This is a genomic window from Acetobacteraceae bacterium (assembly GCA_039613835.1).
In the GTDB taxonomy this organism is placed as follows: domain Bacteria; phylum Pseudomonadota; class Alphaproteobacteria; order Acetobacterales; family Acetobacteraceae; genus Sorlinia.
Map to the genome: position 1 here is coordinate 1,630,736 of CP154827.1, position 16,449 is coordinate 1,647,184.

10 protein-coding genes and 4 pseudogenes are annotated in these 16,449 nt (G+C 56.6%); 10 read left to right on the top strand and 4 right to left on the bottom strand.

The window, feature by feature from the left end; genetic code table 11:
• Window positions 1–16: 16 nt before the first annotated feature.
• Window positions 17–1,865: pseudogene (mnmG, locus tag AAYR33_09070) on the bottom strand (tRNA uridine-5-carboxymethylaminomethyl(34) synthesis enzyme MnmG).
• Between the two features lie 8 nt (window positions 1,866–1,873).
• Window positions 1,874–3,066, bottom strand: a pseudogene (locus AAYR33_09075) (tRNA modification GTPase).
• Window positions 3,067–3,093: 27 nt separating this feature from the next.
• Between AAYR33_09075 and AAYR33_09080 the strand changes: the two are divergent.
• A pseudogene (locus AAYR33_09080) lies at window positions 3,094–3,560 on the top strand (methylated-DNA--[protein]-cysteine S-methyltransferase).
• Here AAYR33_09080 and AAYR33_09085 read toward each other — a convergent pair.
• Complete coding sequence (locus tag AAYR33_09085) at window positions 3,534–5,264, bottom strand: HAMP domain-containing sensor histidine kinase (protein XAO72451.1); 1,731 nt, start codon at window positions 5,262–5,264, stop codon at window positions 3,534–3,536. The pseudogene AAYR33_09080 and the gene AAYR33_09085 overlap by 27 nt on opposite strands.
• A 97-nt stretch (window positions 5,265–5,361) precedes the next feature.
• Entirely contained in the window at window positions 5,362–6,069 is a 708-nt protein-coding gene (locus tag AAYR33_09090; protein ID XAO71125.1) for a response regulator transcription factor, read from the bottom strand.
• A gap of 233 nt (window positions 6,070–6,302) precedes the next feature.
• Here AAYR33_09090 and AAYR33_09095 point away from each other — a divergent pair, with 233 nt between their 5' ends.
• The 9 genes and pseudogenes from AAYR33_09095 to AAYR33_09135 all read left to right on the top strand — a co-directional run bounded on the left by AAYR33_09095 (window position 6,303) and on the right by AAYR33_09135 (window position 16,447).
• Entirely contained in the window at window positions 6,303–6,899 is a 597-nt protein-coding gene (locus AAYR33_09095; GenBank protein XAO71126.1) for a nucleotide exchange factor GrpE, read from the top strand.
• A 139-nt stretch (window positions 6,900–7,038) separates the two neighbouring features.
• A complete protein-coding gene (gene dnaK / locus AAYR33_09100; protein ID XAO71127.1) occupies window positions 7,039–8,961 on the top strand; it encodes a molecular chaperone DnaK in 1,923 nt (640 codons plus the stop codon).
• A 178-nt stretch (window positions 8,962–9,139) separates the two neighbouring features.
• On the top strand, window positions 9,140–10,273 hold the full coding sequence (dnaJ, locus tag AAYR33_09105; protein ID XAO71128.1) for a molecular chaperone DnaJ: 1,134 nt from the start codon (window positions 9,140–9,142) through the stop codon (window positions 10,271–10,273).
• Window positions 10,274–10,277: 4 nt separating this feature from the next.
• On the top strand, window positions 10,278–11,018 hold the full coding sequence (gene dapB, locus AAYR33_09110) for a 4-hydroxy-tetrahydrodipicolinate reductase (GenBank protein XAO71129.1): 741 nt from the start codon (window positions 10,278–10,280) through the stop codon (window positions 11,016–11,018).
• A 127-nt stretch (window positions 11,019–11,145) separates the two neighbouring features.
• On the top strand, window positions 11,146–12,333 hold the full coding sequence (gene metK / locus AAYR33_09115) for a methionine adenosyltransferase (GenBank protein XAO71130.1): 1,188 nt from the start codon (window positions 11,146–11,148) through the stop codon (window positions 12,331–12,333).
• A 9-nt stretch (window positions 12,334–12,342) separates the two neighbouring features.
• Window positions 12,343–13,058: pseudogene (locus tag AAYR33_09120) on the top strand (tRNA (guanine-N7)-methyltransferase).
• A gap of 15 nt (window positions 13,059–13,073) precedes the next feature.
• Entirely contained in the window at window positions 13,074–14,723 is a 1,650-nt protein-coding gene (locus AAYR33_09125) for an electron transfer flavoprotein-ubiquinone oxidoreductase (GenBank protein XAO71131.1), read from the top strand.
• 54 nt (window positions 14,724–14,777) lie between these two features.
• A complete protein-coding gene (locus AAYR33_09130; GenBank protein ID XAO71132.1) occupies window positions 14,778–15,527 on the top strand; it encodes an electron transfer flavoprotein subunit beta/FixA family protein in 750 nt (249 codons plus the stop codon).
• A gap of 2 nt (window positions 15,528–15,529) precedes the next feature.
• A complete protein-coding gene (locus AAYR33_09135) occupies window positions 15,530–16,447 on the top strand; it encodes an FAD-binding protein (protein ID XAO71133.1) in 918 nt (305 codons plus the stop codon).
• Window positions 16,448–16,449 lie beyond the last annotated feature (2 nt).

Consider the following 16,449-nt stretch of genomic DNA (forward strand, 5'->3'; position numbering starts at 1 on the left):
TCGTCACTGAGACGTATCAGGCCGCATACCGGACATGGGCCAAAAGCGCGATCAATGCCGCAGGCGTTACGCCGGGCACACGCTGCGCCGCAGCGAAACTCGCCGGACGCGCGCGGGAGAGACGCTCCTGCATTTCCAGACTGAGCCCCGATTTTGGAATAATCAAGGTCATCCGCGAGGACGAGATCCGACTCAGCTTCCAACTGTTTGACCTCACGCGCCTGTCGCCGCAAATAGCCGGCATAACGCGCCTCTGTCTGCAAGTAGTCCCGGATGCGGCGGGCGGGGCAATTCAACATACCATGGCGCGATAGCTGACCAATCTTCAATCGTCTGCCCCAAAGTCAGGATGTCCATTATGGATCGTTTGCGACCATCCTGTGAGACGGTCAGCCCGGCCCGCTTAAGTTGCGCAGGATTCAAAGCGGGGATAGCCCCCTGTCTGATGGCCGCTTCAATGACGTCGCGCTCCCGCTCAAACGCTTGAAGTTGCGCCGATTCCGACACAGCCATATGTCGCGCCCAGCCCTGTCAAGCGCAGATCCGCATTATCCGCCCGCAGGAGCAAGCGATATTCCGCGCGTGAAGTGAACATGCGATAAGGTTCGGTCACACCTTGCAGGGTGAGGTCATCAAGCATCAGGCCGATATAAGCCTAGTCCCGGCTCAATATGAGAGGCGATGCGCCCGAGACGTGGCGTGCTGCATTGAGCCCGGCAATAAGGCCCTGCGCCGCCGCTTCCTCATATCCTGTCGTGCCATTAATCTGCCCGGCAAAATAGAGCCCTTTAATGCCGCGCAGGGAGAGATTGGGCTGAAGGGCGCGTGATTCGACGTGATCATACTCCACCGCATAGCCCGGCGCGGCGATCTGCGCATGTGACAAGCCGGGAATTGACGCGATGATGTGCTTCTGAACCGCAAGCGGAAAGCTCGTGGAGATACCGTTCGGGTAAACGAGATCGCTACCAGGATGGCCGGGAAGCGCCTCCGGCTCCAGAAAAATCTGGTGGCTTTCCCGCTCACCGAATTTGACAATTTTATCCTCAATCGACGGGCAATAACGCGGTCCTCGCCCTGCGATCGTGCCGCCATAAAGTGCTGACGCGGCAAGATTGTCGCGGATGATCTGATGTGTTTCTGACGTGGTATGGGTGATGCGGCATGACAGCGTTTCATTTGGTAAATGCGACGTCATACGGCTGAAAGGTTCGGGCGCGTGGTCACTTGGGTCTTCCTGCAGGGTCTCCCAATCAATCGTTTCCCGCAAAAGCCGCGGCGGTGTGCCGGGTTTTCAGCCGTGACATGGGCAGATTCATGGCCCGAAGGCGTGCCAGCAAGGCGAGTGGCCGGGTTTTCGCCCAGCCTGCCCGCAGGCGTCTGCTCATGCCCGATATGGATGACACCGCCGAGGAAAGTGCCGGTCGTCAGAACGACCGCACCAGCATGATATTCCCTGCCATCCGCGCAAATGACACCCGCCACACGACCTGACTTAACGATGAGATCCGCAGCCTCTCCGCTCGCGATCTCAAGATTAGGCGTTTCTGTAAGAAGCCTCCCAATCGCTTTGGCATAAAGGTGCCGATCCGCCTGCGCGCGGGGGCCATGGACTGCGGGGCCTTTCGAACGATTCAGCAGCTTGAAATGGATGCCCGCCCCATCAAGCCATCAAGCGTGTCGATCTCCTGCACGAGGTGGCCTTTCCCGATACCACCAATCGCCGGATTGCAGGACATGGCGCCAATCGTCTCAGGGCGTTGCGTTAACAAGGCCGTGCGCGCGCCGAAAGGCGCGGACGCACTTGCGGCCTCACTCCCGGCATGGCCGCCGCCGATGATAATGACGTCAAATTGATGCGACATGATGAAGCTTATTTCCCGATGCAGAACTCGCCGAATATCACATCCAACAAAGATTCGACATCTATTTGATCCGTGATCCTCCCCAAAGCGCGCATGGTCAGGCGCAGTGACTCGCCGCGCAGTTCCGGGAAAGGCGTTTGACGCGCCTCCATAAGGTAAGCTCGCGCCTCCTCAATCCCCGCGCGATGACGCGCCCGCGTTAACGGCGTGGCCGTCACATCCTTTAATTTTTTGATACGCGTTGCCAGTAGACTTAAAAGGGAATCGATGCCCTGCCCGGTTAATGTGCTAATGGCGAGGTCAGAACGCGGATCTGCATCGAAATCACACTTCGTGCGGATCATCACAGCGTCATCCGAAATCTTTTCAGGCGGAGAACCTTCATAGAGATGCAGGGCGACGTCCGCGTGTTTCACGTGAAACAATGCGCGCTTGATGCCCTCCGCTTCAATCTCATCTTCCGTTTCCCGTAACCCGGCCGTGTCAAGAAGGCGCAGCTTCATTCCCTCAAAGAGCCATTCGATCGCAATGACGATCGTCAATCCGCGTTGCACGATTTCTCCACGATGATTTTCGAGATGCGTTTCCATTTCTCCGAGGAGCGCATCCAGATGTGACTCAACATGCGCAGTTGACGCCGCCTCACCCACTTCATCGGGGAAGTCGATCAGCGTCTCCTGCTGTGCCAGAAGGTGACTCAGTTTTTCCCGCCAACCATCATAGAGGCGTGATAAGGCACTTTCCGATTGCGCGAGGGCCTGTTGGCGCTGCATCTGGCTTTCTGACGCCACGAGGTCAGCGATTGCCTCAGCCTGGATCAGATCAAGGCGTTGATGGAGAACGGCGCGGCACGTAAATTCTCCGGGCTTCGCCGGGCGCGCGCCATGTGAGACGAGTGCTTCTGAGACCGCATCGTCACGGCCGGGCCTGCGTGAAGATGCAGTTCAGCACCATCCTCCCCTGTATAGGAATACGGCCCGGGCAACCATAAAACAACAGCCTCATCCAAAATGTCATTTTGGTAGCGGAGGCGGCGATGGCTGGCACGCCGCGGCTCTGGCAATGCGCCACTGCATAAGTTCTGGAGGATGAAGCGCGATTGGGGCCCGCTAATGCGCATCACTGCAATCGCGCCGCCAAGGCCCGTTGCAAGGGCAAAAATCGTTGCATTCTCAGGAGGCGGGGTCGTAGAAACTGTCATGTCATTCTATGCGGAGATATACGTGTCATGCCTCAACTCTCCTTCCATGCGCCTTTCGGCGCGTTAACGCTCAGTGAGGAAGATGGCGCGCTCGTTTCTCTGGATTGGGGCTGGGGCCGGGATCAGGATGAGGCCCCCTTCTAGCACGGGCGCGTGACCTGCTAGAAGGGTATTTTGACGGTGAGGTCAAGGAGTTTGCGCTTCCGATACAGCCTTTCGGGACACCATATCGCCGTCGCGTCTGGGAAATGCTCCGTCATATTCCTTATGGTAAGACAGTCACTTATGGACAAATCGCGGCGAAAATTGGTGGAAGTCCACGCTCTGTCGGGGCGAATCCCCTTCCGATCCTGATTCCGTGCCACCGTGTCGTTGGCCATCATGGTCTTGGCGGCTATTCTGGTGGCAACGGATTGGAGGATAAGATTTTTCTTCTTCAGTTGGAAGGCGTTCAGCCCGCCGCCGCGTCAAACCGGATCTTTGACGCCGGCTAAATGTGACGGTGACGGTGCACCCGGTAAGATAATGACGAAGCGTGCCCCGATAATGCCCCCATCCTCCTTAAGGCGGTTTTCAGCATAAATCTGGCCGTTTGAAGCCTCAATGATTTGTCGGCTGATCGATAGACCAAGTCCGGAATGCTGGCCAAACGATTCACTTTTCGGCCGTTCCGAGTAAAAACGGTCAAAAATCTCCTCCATCCTCAATGGTGGAATGCCCGGCCCCTCATCACTGATTGTGATGCGAATCTTATTGCCCGACTTTTCACCCTTCAGGATGATTTTGCCATTCTCCGGCGAGAAAGACAGTGTGTTATTGATGATGTTGCGAAGCACCTGTACCGGCCTGTCCTCAATGGCCCAGGCGAAAAGCGTGGTACTCCCGATCACCTGCACAATAATCTCCGGATCACCGGGCCGGCGGGTCGTCTGGTGCATATCGCGCAACGTCGTCAGAATATGCGCCACATCGGTCGCCGCAGCGCGCATTCGGGAAGGCTCGGCATCGATCCGGCTGGCGACAGCGATATCAGTGATCAAACGATCAAGTCGCTGAACATCACTCTCAATGATGCTCAGCAGGCGCTTCTGCTGCGTGTCCGACGTGACGCGGGGCAAGGTTTCAATGGCCGAGCGGATCGAGGAAAGCGGGTTTTTCAACTCGTGACTGACATCGGCGGCAAAACGCTCGGTTGCGTCCATTCGCGCCCATAGCCCTATGATATTTCGCCGAAGCGCGCGTGCCAGAATGCCGATCTCGCCCCGTCTTGCCAGAAGATCCTCCGCTATATCGTCGATTCTTCCTGGGCCCTTTTCAAGATCGTTCGCGGCGACGGCCAGCCGCAATAAGGGGCGTGCGATCGTTAGGGAAAGATACCATGAGAGGAAAACCGTTACCCCCATCGCAACCAGAAAAAGTGAGAATATTGACGGCCGCACCGCCAGCACCGAGCGATCCACCTCCGGTGCGCCACGCGTCAATTGCAGAATGCCGATCGTCTGCCCTTCATGGATGACGGGTTCCGCAACGGTGATGATGAGCTTGTGACCCGCTGTCCTGCGTATATAAGGCGGCGCATCATCTCCGTATTTGCCGGGGACACGGGCCGGGCGCGAGGGATGATCGGCGTTTTCCAGCGTGACAATGCCATGACGCGAGGAAAGCGGAAGGAGAGAGAAAAGCCAGGAATAAAGGCGCATCATAAGGTGCTGAGGCATGAGCGGCGAGTCGAGGTCACGAACCACGGGTGACGCTGCATCCGAGTCAGGAAGGAATTCAATATGGCAGCCCGTGTGGTTTCCTCGACGCACGCAGATAAAGGCGCCGCGACTGGTCGCGACAACCCGCCCTGCCGGGCCGTATAGTCTCGCTTCAACGAGGGGGCTTGGTTCTGTCAGGCGGAGGAGGAGCGGCCGGGCCAGCGCAGCGTCCAAGACATAGTCACTCGTTACGAAATTTCGTCCGGATCGACGCGTGACGGCACTTTGGCCAAGAGCCGCGGCGTAGATATGCGCCTGTTCCCGCAAGGCATTTACCTCGGTTTCGAGCAGGGAATTTTGAAAATCCTTCAGAAAAAGAAGCGTTACAGCCAGGAGCGCCAGGGGCAGCGTATTGAGAAGAAGGATGCGCCGCATGAGCGGTGATGAAAATTTCCTGAGATCAGGCCGCGCACGATGCCCCCCAACTCCGGATTTTATCTGCGAAGATGCGCGTGTTAAGTCGGAACATCTTCAAACACCCACCTTGAATAACGGAGACACACTACCAGGGCCCTCGGCGCCGCTCACAGGCGCATCAGCGCTCCTTATACCGGTAGCCGATTCCGTAAAGTGTTTCGATTTGGTTAAATTCTTCATCCACCTGACGGAATTTTTTGCGAACGCGCTTGATGTGGCTGTCGATTGTACGATCATCAACATAAACAGCATCGCCATAAGCGGCGTCGATCAGCTGATCCCGGGATTTGACAATACCGGGCCGTGTGGCCAACGCTTTGACGAGGAGAAATTCCGTCACCGTCAACATGATATCCTGCCCGTTCCACAGGCATTGGTGACGCATCTCATCCAATATCAGCGGCCCACGCGTAAGGACGCATTGTGCCGTCGGCCCGCCCTCCGCCCGACTTGCATCCTGCCGGCGCAGTAAGACCCGAATCCTCTCCAACAACAGGCGTTGGGAAAATGGTTTTGTGATGTAATCATCCGCGCCGAGTCGCAATCCCATGAGTTGGTCAAGCTCCTCGTCCTTGGAAGACAGGAAGATCACCGGAAGGTTGGACCGCGTGCGCAGGCGTTGCAGCAATTCCATCCCATCCATGCGTGGCATTTTAATATCGAGAATGGCGAGGCTGATGGGGTGGGATAGCAGGCGTTGAAGGGCGGCTTCGCTGTCGCTGAAGGTTTCGACATCGAAACCTTCAGCCTCCAACGTCATCTGGACAGAGGTCAGGATATTGCGATCATCATCCACGAGGGCGATCACGTGCTTTGCGGAGGTCATTACCTTGAGTCTGACAATAAAATTTTGTGCTGAACCAATGGTTGGGGTTGGCTTTCAGCCGATGACTGCTACCTATAACGCATCGGCATGCTGTGCCCAAGTAAGGATAGTAAACCGATATGCCGCCTTGCAACGTGTCGTTGAAACGACTCGGGGCGCCTTAAAAGTCGCGCGCTTTCAAGGTATGGGGCAGATGTAAACGCGGCTCGGACCGGGCCAGGCAGTAAGGCTTGATGACGATGACAAAGGAAAACGCGAACCCCGATGACCTGACCCCCGAGGGCGAGACCCCTCACGAAGGTGCATCGTCGGAGAATATTGCAGCCGACACCGCCGAAACAGGTTCAGCCGATGAGAATGAGGCGCGCATCCAGGAATTCAAAGATAAGTGGATGCGGGCAGAGGCTGAACTTCAGAATTACCGTACGCGCTCGAAACGCGATATTGATGATGCGCGCCAATATGCCATTCAGAAATTCGCTCGCGATGTCGTGGAAGCCGCTGAAAACCTTCAGCGTGGCCTCGCTTCACTCCCGCCACGGTTAGAGAATGATGACCCGCTCCTCTCGAAATTACGTGAGGGGCTAGAGAGCACGGAACGGTCCTTTATCAGCATTCTTGAGCGTCATGGAATTGCCTGCGATCACCCGAAGGGCAAAAGCTTCGACGCCAATCTGCATCAGGCCATGGCGGAAACTGAGTCGGCGGCGCACGCGCCCGGCACAGTGGTTGAGTCCTGGACACCGACATGGACATTGCATGGAAGGCTGCTGAAGCCTGCCATGGTGGTTGTTTCCAAGGGCAAATCCGAGGGTGGGGAAAGCACTTAATTTCGGCGGCGGGGACTTGAAATTCCCCCTTCCGGTTCTTAAAATTCGGTATCAGATACGCTCCGGAGCGTAACGTTATACCAAAGGGTCATGATCGGTGCCTTGCAGGGCTGGTGATGACCGCTGAAAGGAAGCAGAAATGAGCAAAGTTATCGGTATCGACCTCGGCACGACCAATTCCTGCGTCGCGATCCGTGAGGGCGATGAGAGCAAAGTCATTGAGAACAGCGAAGGCGCGCGCACGACGCCATCCATGGTCGCATTTTCCGACAATGGTGAGCGCCTTGTCGGTCAGGCTGCGAAGCGTCAGGCTGTCACCAATCCTTCCAACACGCTTTATGCCGTCAAACGCCTGATCGGGCGCAGCTATAGCGACCCGACCGTTGAAAAAGACAAGGCGATGGTGCCTTACGAAATCGTCAAAGGTGAGAATGGCGATGCGTGGGTTGAGGCGCGCGGTGAGAAATACGCACCGTCACAGATTTCCGCCTTTGTCCTCGGTAAAATGAAGGAAACGGCGGAAGCTTATCTGGGTGAGAAAGTCGCCCAGGCTGTTATCACCGTTCCGGCGTACTTCAATGACGCCCAGCGTCAGGCCACACGCGATGCAGGTCGGATCGCCGGGCTTGAAGTCCTGCGCATCATCAATGAGCCGACCGCCGCCGCCCTGGCTTATGGCCTTGGCAAACGCGATTCCGGCACAGTCGCTGTTTATGACCTCGGCGGTGGCACGTTCGATATTTCCGTGCTTGAAGTCTCCGATGGCGTGATTGAGGTCAAATCGACCAATGGCGATACGTTCCTCGGTGGTGAGGATTTCGATAACCGCATTATTGGTTATCTCGCCGATGAATTCAAACGTGATCAGGGCATTGACCTGCGCGGCGACAAGCTTGCACTACAGCGCCTGAAGGAAGCCGCTGAAAAAGCCAAGATTGAGCTTTCCTCCTCCAAGGAGACGGAAATCAACCTGCCCTTCATCACGGCAGATGCGTCCGGCCCGAAACATCTCGTCGTCAAACTGTCACGCGCCAAGCTGGAAAGCCTAGTGGATGATTTGATTGAGCGCACGTTGGGTCCGTGTCGGGCTGCGTTGAAAGATGGCGCGATCAGCGCCAATGAGATTGATGAGGTCATTCTCGTCGGCGGTATGACGCGTATGCCGAAAGTCATCGAAACGGTTAAGCAGTTCTTCGGAAAAGACCCGGCCCGTAACGTCAATCCGGATGAGGTTGTCGCGATCGGTGCCGCCATTCAGGGCGCTGTCCTGAAAGGTGACGTCAAGGATGTTCTGCTTCTGGATGTCACGCCTCTCTCACTGGGCATTGAGACGAAAGGTGGTATTTTTACCCGCCTGATTGACCGCAATACGACGATCCCGACGAAAAAAAGCCAGGTTTTTTCCACGGCTGAAGATAATCAGAGCGCCGTCACCATTAAGGTCTTCCAGGGTGAGCGTGAGATGGCTGCGGATAATAAGCTGCTCGGTAATTTTGACCTGACCGGCATCACACCCGCCCCACGCGGTGTGCCGCAGATTGAAGTTACATTCGATATTGATGCGAACGGTATCGTCAATGTCTCCGCCAAGGATCAGGCGACCGGGAAGGAACAGCAGATCAAAATCCAGGCATCTGGCGGGCTTTCGGATACGGATATTGACCGCATGGTGAAGGATGCTGAAGCGAATGCTGCGGCGGATAAAGCCAAACGTGAAATGGTGGAATTGCGCAATAATGCGGAAGCGCTGATCCATCAGACAGAGAAGTCGATTTCCGAAACGGGTGACAAGCTTCCCGAAGCGGATAAGGCAGAGGCAGAAACCGCTGTCGCCGCCGTGCGTGAAGCCGTCAACGGCACGGACCCTGAAGTGTTGAAATCCGCGACAGAGCGCCTCACCCAGGCCGCGATGAAGATCGGTCAGGCAGCTTATGCAGCCTCCCAGTCAGAGGAAGGCGCTGCGGAAAATGCGTCATCAGGTGAGGCTAAGCCGGACGACAACGTTGTAGATGCTGACTTTGAGGATGTTGACGACAGTAAAAAAGCTGAGTCGTCGCGGTAAATCATCCGTGAGCTGATGAAGCTGGTGTGTGCCCGTCTTTCCTGGGAAGGGCGGGCACGCCGCTTCCGGCAGATATATTTTTACCTTCCCGGGTTGAACGCGACCTGATTGATATCATCTCGGACTTCGAGACTTCCTGGCGAGACACGATGCCAAGACGCACCTGACAGAGGATTCCATGGCCACCAAAGTGGATTATTATGAGGTGTTAGAGGTCAGCCGCACCGCATCGCAGGCTGAGCTCAAAACAGCCTATCGCAAAATGGCGATGCGCTTTCACCCGGATCGTAATGCGGGGGATGCGGCGGCCGAGCACAAATTCAAGCAGGTCAATGAGGCTTACGCCGTCCTGAAGGATGAGCAGAAGCGCGCAGCTTATGACCGCTACGGACATGCGGCCTTTGATGGCAGCATGGGCGGTGGCGGCGGGTTTAGCGGTTTCGACGCAGGCGGGTTTGAAGATATTTTCGACATGTTCGGCGATATGATGGGGGGCGGCCGACGCCGCACGCGTCAGAGGTCGGGCAATGATGTCCAGACACAGCTCCATATCTCGCTGACGGAAGCTTTCTCTGGCGTTAAGAAGACCGTCAAATTTGCGACGCGCGTCACATGTGAATCATGTTCAGGCCGTGGTTCCGCGGACCCGAATAAAGGCAGTGTGCAATGCCCGACATGCCATGGCGCGGGCGCGGTCCGGGCGCAGCAGGGTTTCTTTCTGGTAGAACGCCCCTGCCCGACCTGTCATGGCACAGGCAATGTCATCTCCGACCCCTGCAAAAAATGCCAGGGCGCTGGCACAACCCCGACGCAGCGTGAGCTTGAAATCGACATTCCGGCAGGAATTGAAGACGGGACTCGCATGCGCGTCACAGGTGAGGGAGAGGCCGGCGGCCCGGGTACGCAGGCCGGGGATCTGTATCTGCATATCTCTGTCGCCACCCATGCGCTGTTTCATCGGGAAGGGGCAAACATCCATTGCCGACTTCCGCTCCGTATGGCGCAGGCCGCATTGGGGGCGGAAATTGAGGTGCCCGTCATTGATGGCTCCCGCGCCAAGGTCAAAATCCCGGCGGGAAGTCAGGCGGGTGATCATTTCCGCCTTAAAGGCAAGGGGTTCTCGGTGCTGAGGTCATCTTCTCGCGGGGACATGTATCTTCAACTTGCTGTTGAAACGCCGCGCCATCTGACGAAACGTCGGCGGGAGTTGCTGGAGGCTTTTGAGGAAGAAGCGGACGAAAACCAGGCACAGGCAAACCCGGAAAGCACTGGCTTTTTCTCCAAAGTCAAAGAATTTTTCGACGGAAGGTAAAACCATGCGCATCGGTGTTGCGGGCATCTTAGGCCGTCTGGGTCGTCTTTGCGCTGAGGAAATGCGGACGCGAAACCTGACCCTTTCGGGCGGGACGTCGCGAACGGAGAATGTAGCGGAGAATATCTTCTCCGAGTTGGGTCGTCTGGCTGCGTGTTCTGACGTCATAATTGATGTCAGTCACCACACGCTGATCCCGGATCATGCGCGCGATCTCATTCGTCATCAATGTGCCTGGGTTATCGGCACGACCGGGATGGATGCGGCTGAAGAAGCCGTGATTGCTGACGCTGCAAAACATATCCCTGTCCTGCGCGCGGCGAATTTTTCTCCCGGCCTGAATTTGTTACTCGATATCGCCCGTCAACTTTCCGCTGCCCTGCCAGCGGATGATTACGATGTGGATGTTACGGACATTCATCACCGTCAGAAAATCGACGCGCCTTCTGGCACGGCGAAAGCCGTAGGCGCGGCGATTGCGTCGGGTCGCGGCGTTAAATTGGAGGATGTCACCCGTTATGACCCCTCCGGCCCGCGTCAGACGGGGCAGATCGGCTTTGCGGAATTGCGCGCCGGACAAATAATCGGTGAACATAGTGTGATTTTTACTTCGGGTGATGAGCAGATTAGCATCAGTCACCGCGCCTTTGACCGTCGCGTTTTTGCCCGTGGCGCCGTCAATGCGGCATTGTGGTTACACAACAAGTCCGCTGGCCTGTTTAATATCGCGGACATCTACAAATAAAATAATTTCTCCGAATTACCCTTGACCCGTTCAAGCAATTCCGCCAAGCCAGTCTCTCCATTTTTCGTTGGAGAGATGGCTTTTTACCGTTTCTTCGTCCATCACTCATTCCCTGCGAGGTCCCTGAGTGCGTAATTACGGCGATTTCCTTTTCACATCAGAATCCGTTTCTGAAGGCCATCCGGACAAGGTTGCGGACAGGATCAGCGATACTGTTCTGGACACTTTTCTCAGCGCTGACCCTGAAGCGCGCGTCGCGTGTGAAACCATATGCACGACCAATCGTGTCGTTTTGGCGGGCGAAGTCCGTGGCCCGGCATCCGTGACATCCGACATGCTGGTTGAGCGCGCGCGCGACGCCATACGCGACATTGGTTATGATCAGGAGGGTTTCTCCTGGAAGACAGCCGACATCATGTCATTTCTCCACGCGCAATCCGTCGATATTGCCAAAGGTGTGGATAGTGAAGGCTATAAGGATGAGGGTGCCGGTGACCAGGGCATCATGTTCGGTTTCGCCACACGTGAGACGGAACGCCTCATGCCCGCGCCGCTTTTCTATGCGCAATCCATCCTCGAAAAAATCCGCGATTACCGTAAAAGCGGCGATGCGCGCGGGGATGGGCTTCTGCCCGATGCGAAAAGCCAGGTGACCCTTCGCTATGTGGAGGGCAAGCCGGTCGCCGCGACATCCGTCGTTATCTCGACACAACATGTTGAAGGTATGGGGCAAAACACCATCCGTGAGATGCTGCGCACTGTCGTCCGGGAAGTTCTCCCCGAGGGCTGGATGTGCAAGGAAGAGGAATTTTACGTCAATCCGACCGGTAACTTCGTTATCGGTGGACCAGATGGTGATGCCGGGTTGACCGGCCGTAAAATCATCGTCGATACTTATGGCGGCGCGGCCCCCCATGGCGGCGGTGCCTTCTCCGGAAAAGACCCCACCAAAGTGGATCGCTCCGCCGCTTACGCGGCGCGCTATCTGGCGAAAAATGTCGTCGCGGCTGATCTGGCCGATCGCTGCACGATTCAGCTCAGCTACGCGATCGGCGTGTCCAAGCCGCTCTCCGTCTATGTTGATCTGGACGGGACGGGCAAGGATATCGATGAGGCGCGCCTTGGGGGCGTGCTGTATCAGATGGTCAATCTGTCACCACGCGGCATCCGGGAGCATCTGCGCCTCAACCGACCCATTTACGCGCCAACCTCGGCATACGGACATTTTGGCCGTATCCCTGACCCGGCACTGGATAATTTTACGTGGGAGCAGACGGATCTGGTCGATGACCTGCGGCGGGCTTTCAATCGTTGAGGCCCTGTGCTGATCAAATCTCTTTGCAAACCACAACCTGATAAGCTTTATGGTCGGCCGCGAATCTACTCCCTGCGGCCCCGGCAGCAGCGCCTTCTTAATGAGGCGCTGCCGCGTTTCCGCCTGACGGCAGATCAGGCGACGACGCCCCATCGCGCCTTCAACGCCGCCCCGACGACGCATATTTTTCTCGAAATCGGGTTTGGCGGCGGTGAGCGCGCATTGGCACAATCCGAAGCCCATCCAGATTGCCTCTATATCGCATCCGAAGTTTTTGAAAACGGCCTGTGTTCTCTCCTCTCCCGCCTCGCACCTGAGGGGCAGGAGGCGAAAGCGCCACCACCCGATCACCTGCGCCTGTGGCCGGAGGATGCGCGCCTGCTTTTGCGCGCCCTGCCTGACGCCTGTCTCGAACGCGTCTATTTTATGTTTCCTGACTTCGTGGCCGAAGGCGCGTCACGCGAAAAGACGCTTTGTCCATCCGGATAATATCGCGCTTCTGGCCCGCACCATGCGTCCGGGCGCGGAATGGCGCATCGCAAGCGACCATCCCGTTATCAGGAATGGTGCAAGAGGTGATGGCGTCTCAAATAGCCTTCAAACGCATCGCCTACGCCGAAGGTGAACGCCCGGATGGGTGGTCCGCAACACGTTATGAAAGCAAGGCGTTGCGGGAGGGGCGTGTTCCGTTTTACTGGACTTATCAACGTTGTGAGACAACGTGAAAGGTTGCGCAACCGATGATGACATCTGAAATTGAGCGGGAGGAAATGTCATTCGACGTGCTGATCGTCGGCGCCGGTCCTGCCGGTTTATCCGCCGCGATACGCCTTAAGCAGCTCAAACCTGAGGCCTCCGTCTGCGTGCTTGAGAAAGGGAGTGAGGTCGGGGCGCATATCGTCTCCGGCGCGGTGATAGAAACACGCAGCCTCGATGAACTCCTCCCTGATTGGCGCGACCTCGACGCCCCGCTTCAGACGCAGGTGAGTTCTGAAAAATTTCTCTTCCTGACGGAGGAGCGCGCCTTCGCTCTGCCATTTTTCGAGCGACTCATGCCCGCCCTGTCAAATCATGGCAATTACGTTATCAGTCTCGGCAGTTTCTGCCGCTTTCTGGCTGAGCAGGCGGAAGCGCTGGGCGTCGAGATCTATCCCGGCTTTGCCGCCGCCACCCCGCTTATTGAAGATGATCGTTTATGCGGCGTCATTGTCGGGGATATGGGTGTTGGCCGCGACGGTCAGCCGGGGCCGCAATATGCGCCGGGTATGATCCTGCGCGCGCGCCAGACGATCCTTGCTGAAGGCGCACGCGGTTCCATCACTAAAGCCATCATGGCGCGATATCATCTTCGTGAGAATGTCGACCCTCAGACATACGGTCTTGGCGTCAAGGAAGTTTGGGAAGTACCGCCCGAGCAGCATCGTCCCGGCTTTGTGCAGCATAGTTTCGGCTGGCCCCTTGATGATCAGACCTATGGCGGCGCCTTCCTCTATCATTTCGGCGAAAATCTGGTCTCGTTCGGCTTTGTTGTCGGGCTCGATTATCAAAATCCCTATCTCTCCCCATTTCAAGAGATGCAGCGCATCAAGACCCATCCCGCTTTTGCCGAACATTTCAAGAATGGCCGGCGATTGATCTACGGTGCGCGGGCTTTGTCAGAGGGCGGATTTCAATCCATCCCACGCCTTTCCTTTCCTGGCGGGATGCTGACCGGGGACACGGCCGGTTTCCTCAACGTCCCTAAAATCAAGGGTACGCACACAGCCATGAAATCCGGCATGTTGGCAGCGGAAGAAGCCGCAGCGGTGCTTGACGCGCCGGAGGGGCGTCCCGCCACGTCTGACCTCAATGCACGCCTGGAAAAGAGCTGGCTCGCCGATGAGCTTTATAAGGCGCGGAATTTCAGGCCCGCTTTCGCGCGGTGGGGTACGCGGCTGGGCGCCATCTATGCCGGGCTTGATACGCTCTTATTCCGTGGACGGGCGCCCTGGACGCTGCATCATCGCCATCCCGACAATATTTCACTTCAGCCAGCGGCCACCAGTAAGTCCATTACCTACCCCAAGCCGGATGGCTCACTTACTTTTGACCTGACATCCTCCGTCTATCTCTCCGGCACAAATCATGAGGAGGACCAACCCGTTCACCTCAAATTGCATGACGCGGCGCTGTGGAAGGCGGTTAATCGCGACTTTTATGATTGCCCCGAGACCCGTTACTGCCCTGCCGGCGTTTATGAAACGATTGAAGTCCCGGAGGGACGCGCCCTTCAAATTAATGCGCAGAACTGTGTTCATTGTAAAAGCTGTGATATTAAAGACCCTGAACAAAACATTGATTGGCGCCCGCCTGAAGGTGGTGGTGGCCCCAATTACCCTGCCGGGATGTGACCACAATTACGTTGTCGTCTGTCCTGCGCCCTTATTTATACGAGTGAGAGCGTGATGAAGATTATAGTCCCGGTCAAACGCGTGATCGATTACAACGTCAAGCCGCGGGTCAAGGCCGATCAATCGGGCGTTGAAACGCAAGGCGTCAAAATGTCGATCAATCCGTTTGACGAAATTGCGGTTGAAGAAGCCATCCGACTGAAGGAAAAAGGTCAGGCATCCGAGGTGGTGGTGGTTTCCATCGGCCCGGCAGAGAGCCAGCCCATCTTGCGCAACGCCATGGCAATGGGTGCGGACCGGGCTGTTCTTGTCCAGACGCAGGATGCGATCGAGCCACTCGGCGTCGCTAAGCTTTTGAAAGCGATTATCCTGAAGGAAGCCGCCAACCTCGTCATTATGGGCAAGCAGGCCATTGATGACGACATGAATGCCACAGGCCAGATCCTGGCAGCGCAATTGGATTGGCCTCAGGCGACTTTTGCAAGCCGGGTCGAACTGGCCGATAGCAAAATCGAGGTGTCACGGGAGATTGATGCTGGCACGGAGCGGCTTCGTCTTTCTCTCCCCGCCGTCGTGACGGCGGATCTCCGCCTGAATGAACCGCGATATGCCACCATGCCGAATATCATGAAGGCCAAGAGGAAGCCGCTTGAAACCATTGAAGCCGCGTCTCTGGACGTCGATTTTGCCCCACGTCTCGATATCGTCAAAGTCGTCGAACCGACGGAGCGCCAGGCAGGCATTATCGTGTCCTCGGTTGAGGAACTGGTAGAAAAACTCCGCACCGAAGCAAAGGTCGTCTGAGTATGACAGCGCTTGTTATCATTGAAACCGAGGCCGGCAAGGTCAAACTCGCCAGTCGCTCTGCCATTATGGCGGTGCGTCAATTGGGCGACGTACATGCAATTCTCTTCGGCGATGGCGATGTGACGCCCCTTCGCAAGCTTGAGGGTGTCTCAAAAATCCTGCACGTGCCCTCCATCGCTTTAATTGCGGAGGATATGGCGGCGTTCATCGCGAAGAGGGCTGGTGATTACACCCATATCATCGGCGCAGCGACGGCCTTATCGAAAAACCTCCTGCCACGTCTGGCGGGGTTATGTGATGTGCAGCCCATCACGGAAGTGATCGAAATCCTGAACGCGTCAAATTTTGTGCGTCCGATTTATGCGGGCAATGCGCTTGCCACGGTCCGCTCTCGCGACAATCTGAAAATCCTGACGGTGCGCGCCGCAAATTTTGATCCAACGCCGGATCTTGATGCGGGGTCGGCCGACGTGGACGTATTGACGTCGGAAGCCGCTACCAGCAAAGCCAAACTTCTGGGTGTTGAACTGACGCAATCCGACCGTCCGGAGCTGGAATCAGCGCGCGTCGTGATCTCCGGCGGTCGTGGCCTCAAAGATGCGGAAAATTTCAAGCTGCTGGACGGCATCGCAACGCAACTCAGTGCGGCCATCGGCGCATCACGCGCTGCCGTTGACGCTGGGTTCGCCCCGAATGAGATGCAGGTCGGCCAGACGGGCAAAATCGTCGCGCCGGAGCTTTATATTGCTGTCGGCTTGTCTGGAGCAATTCAGCATCTTGCGGGCATGAAAGATAGTCGCGTCATCGTCGCGATCAATATGGACCCTGAGGCGCCCATATTCAAAGTGGCGGATTACGGGCTTGTCGGCGATCTCTTCGAGGTGCTACCGCAACTCGAGAAATCGCTCAACGCGTAAGC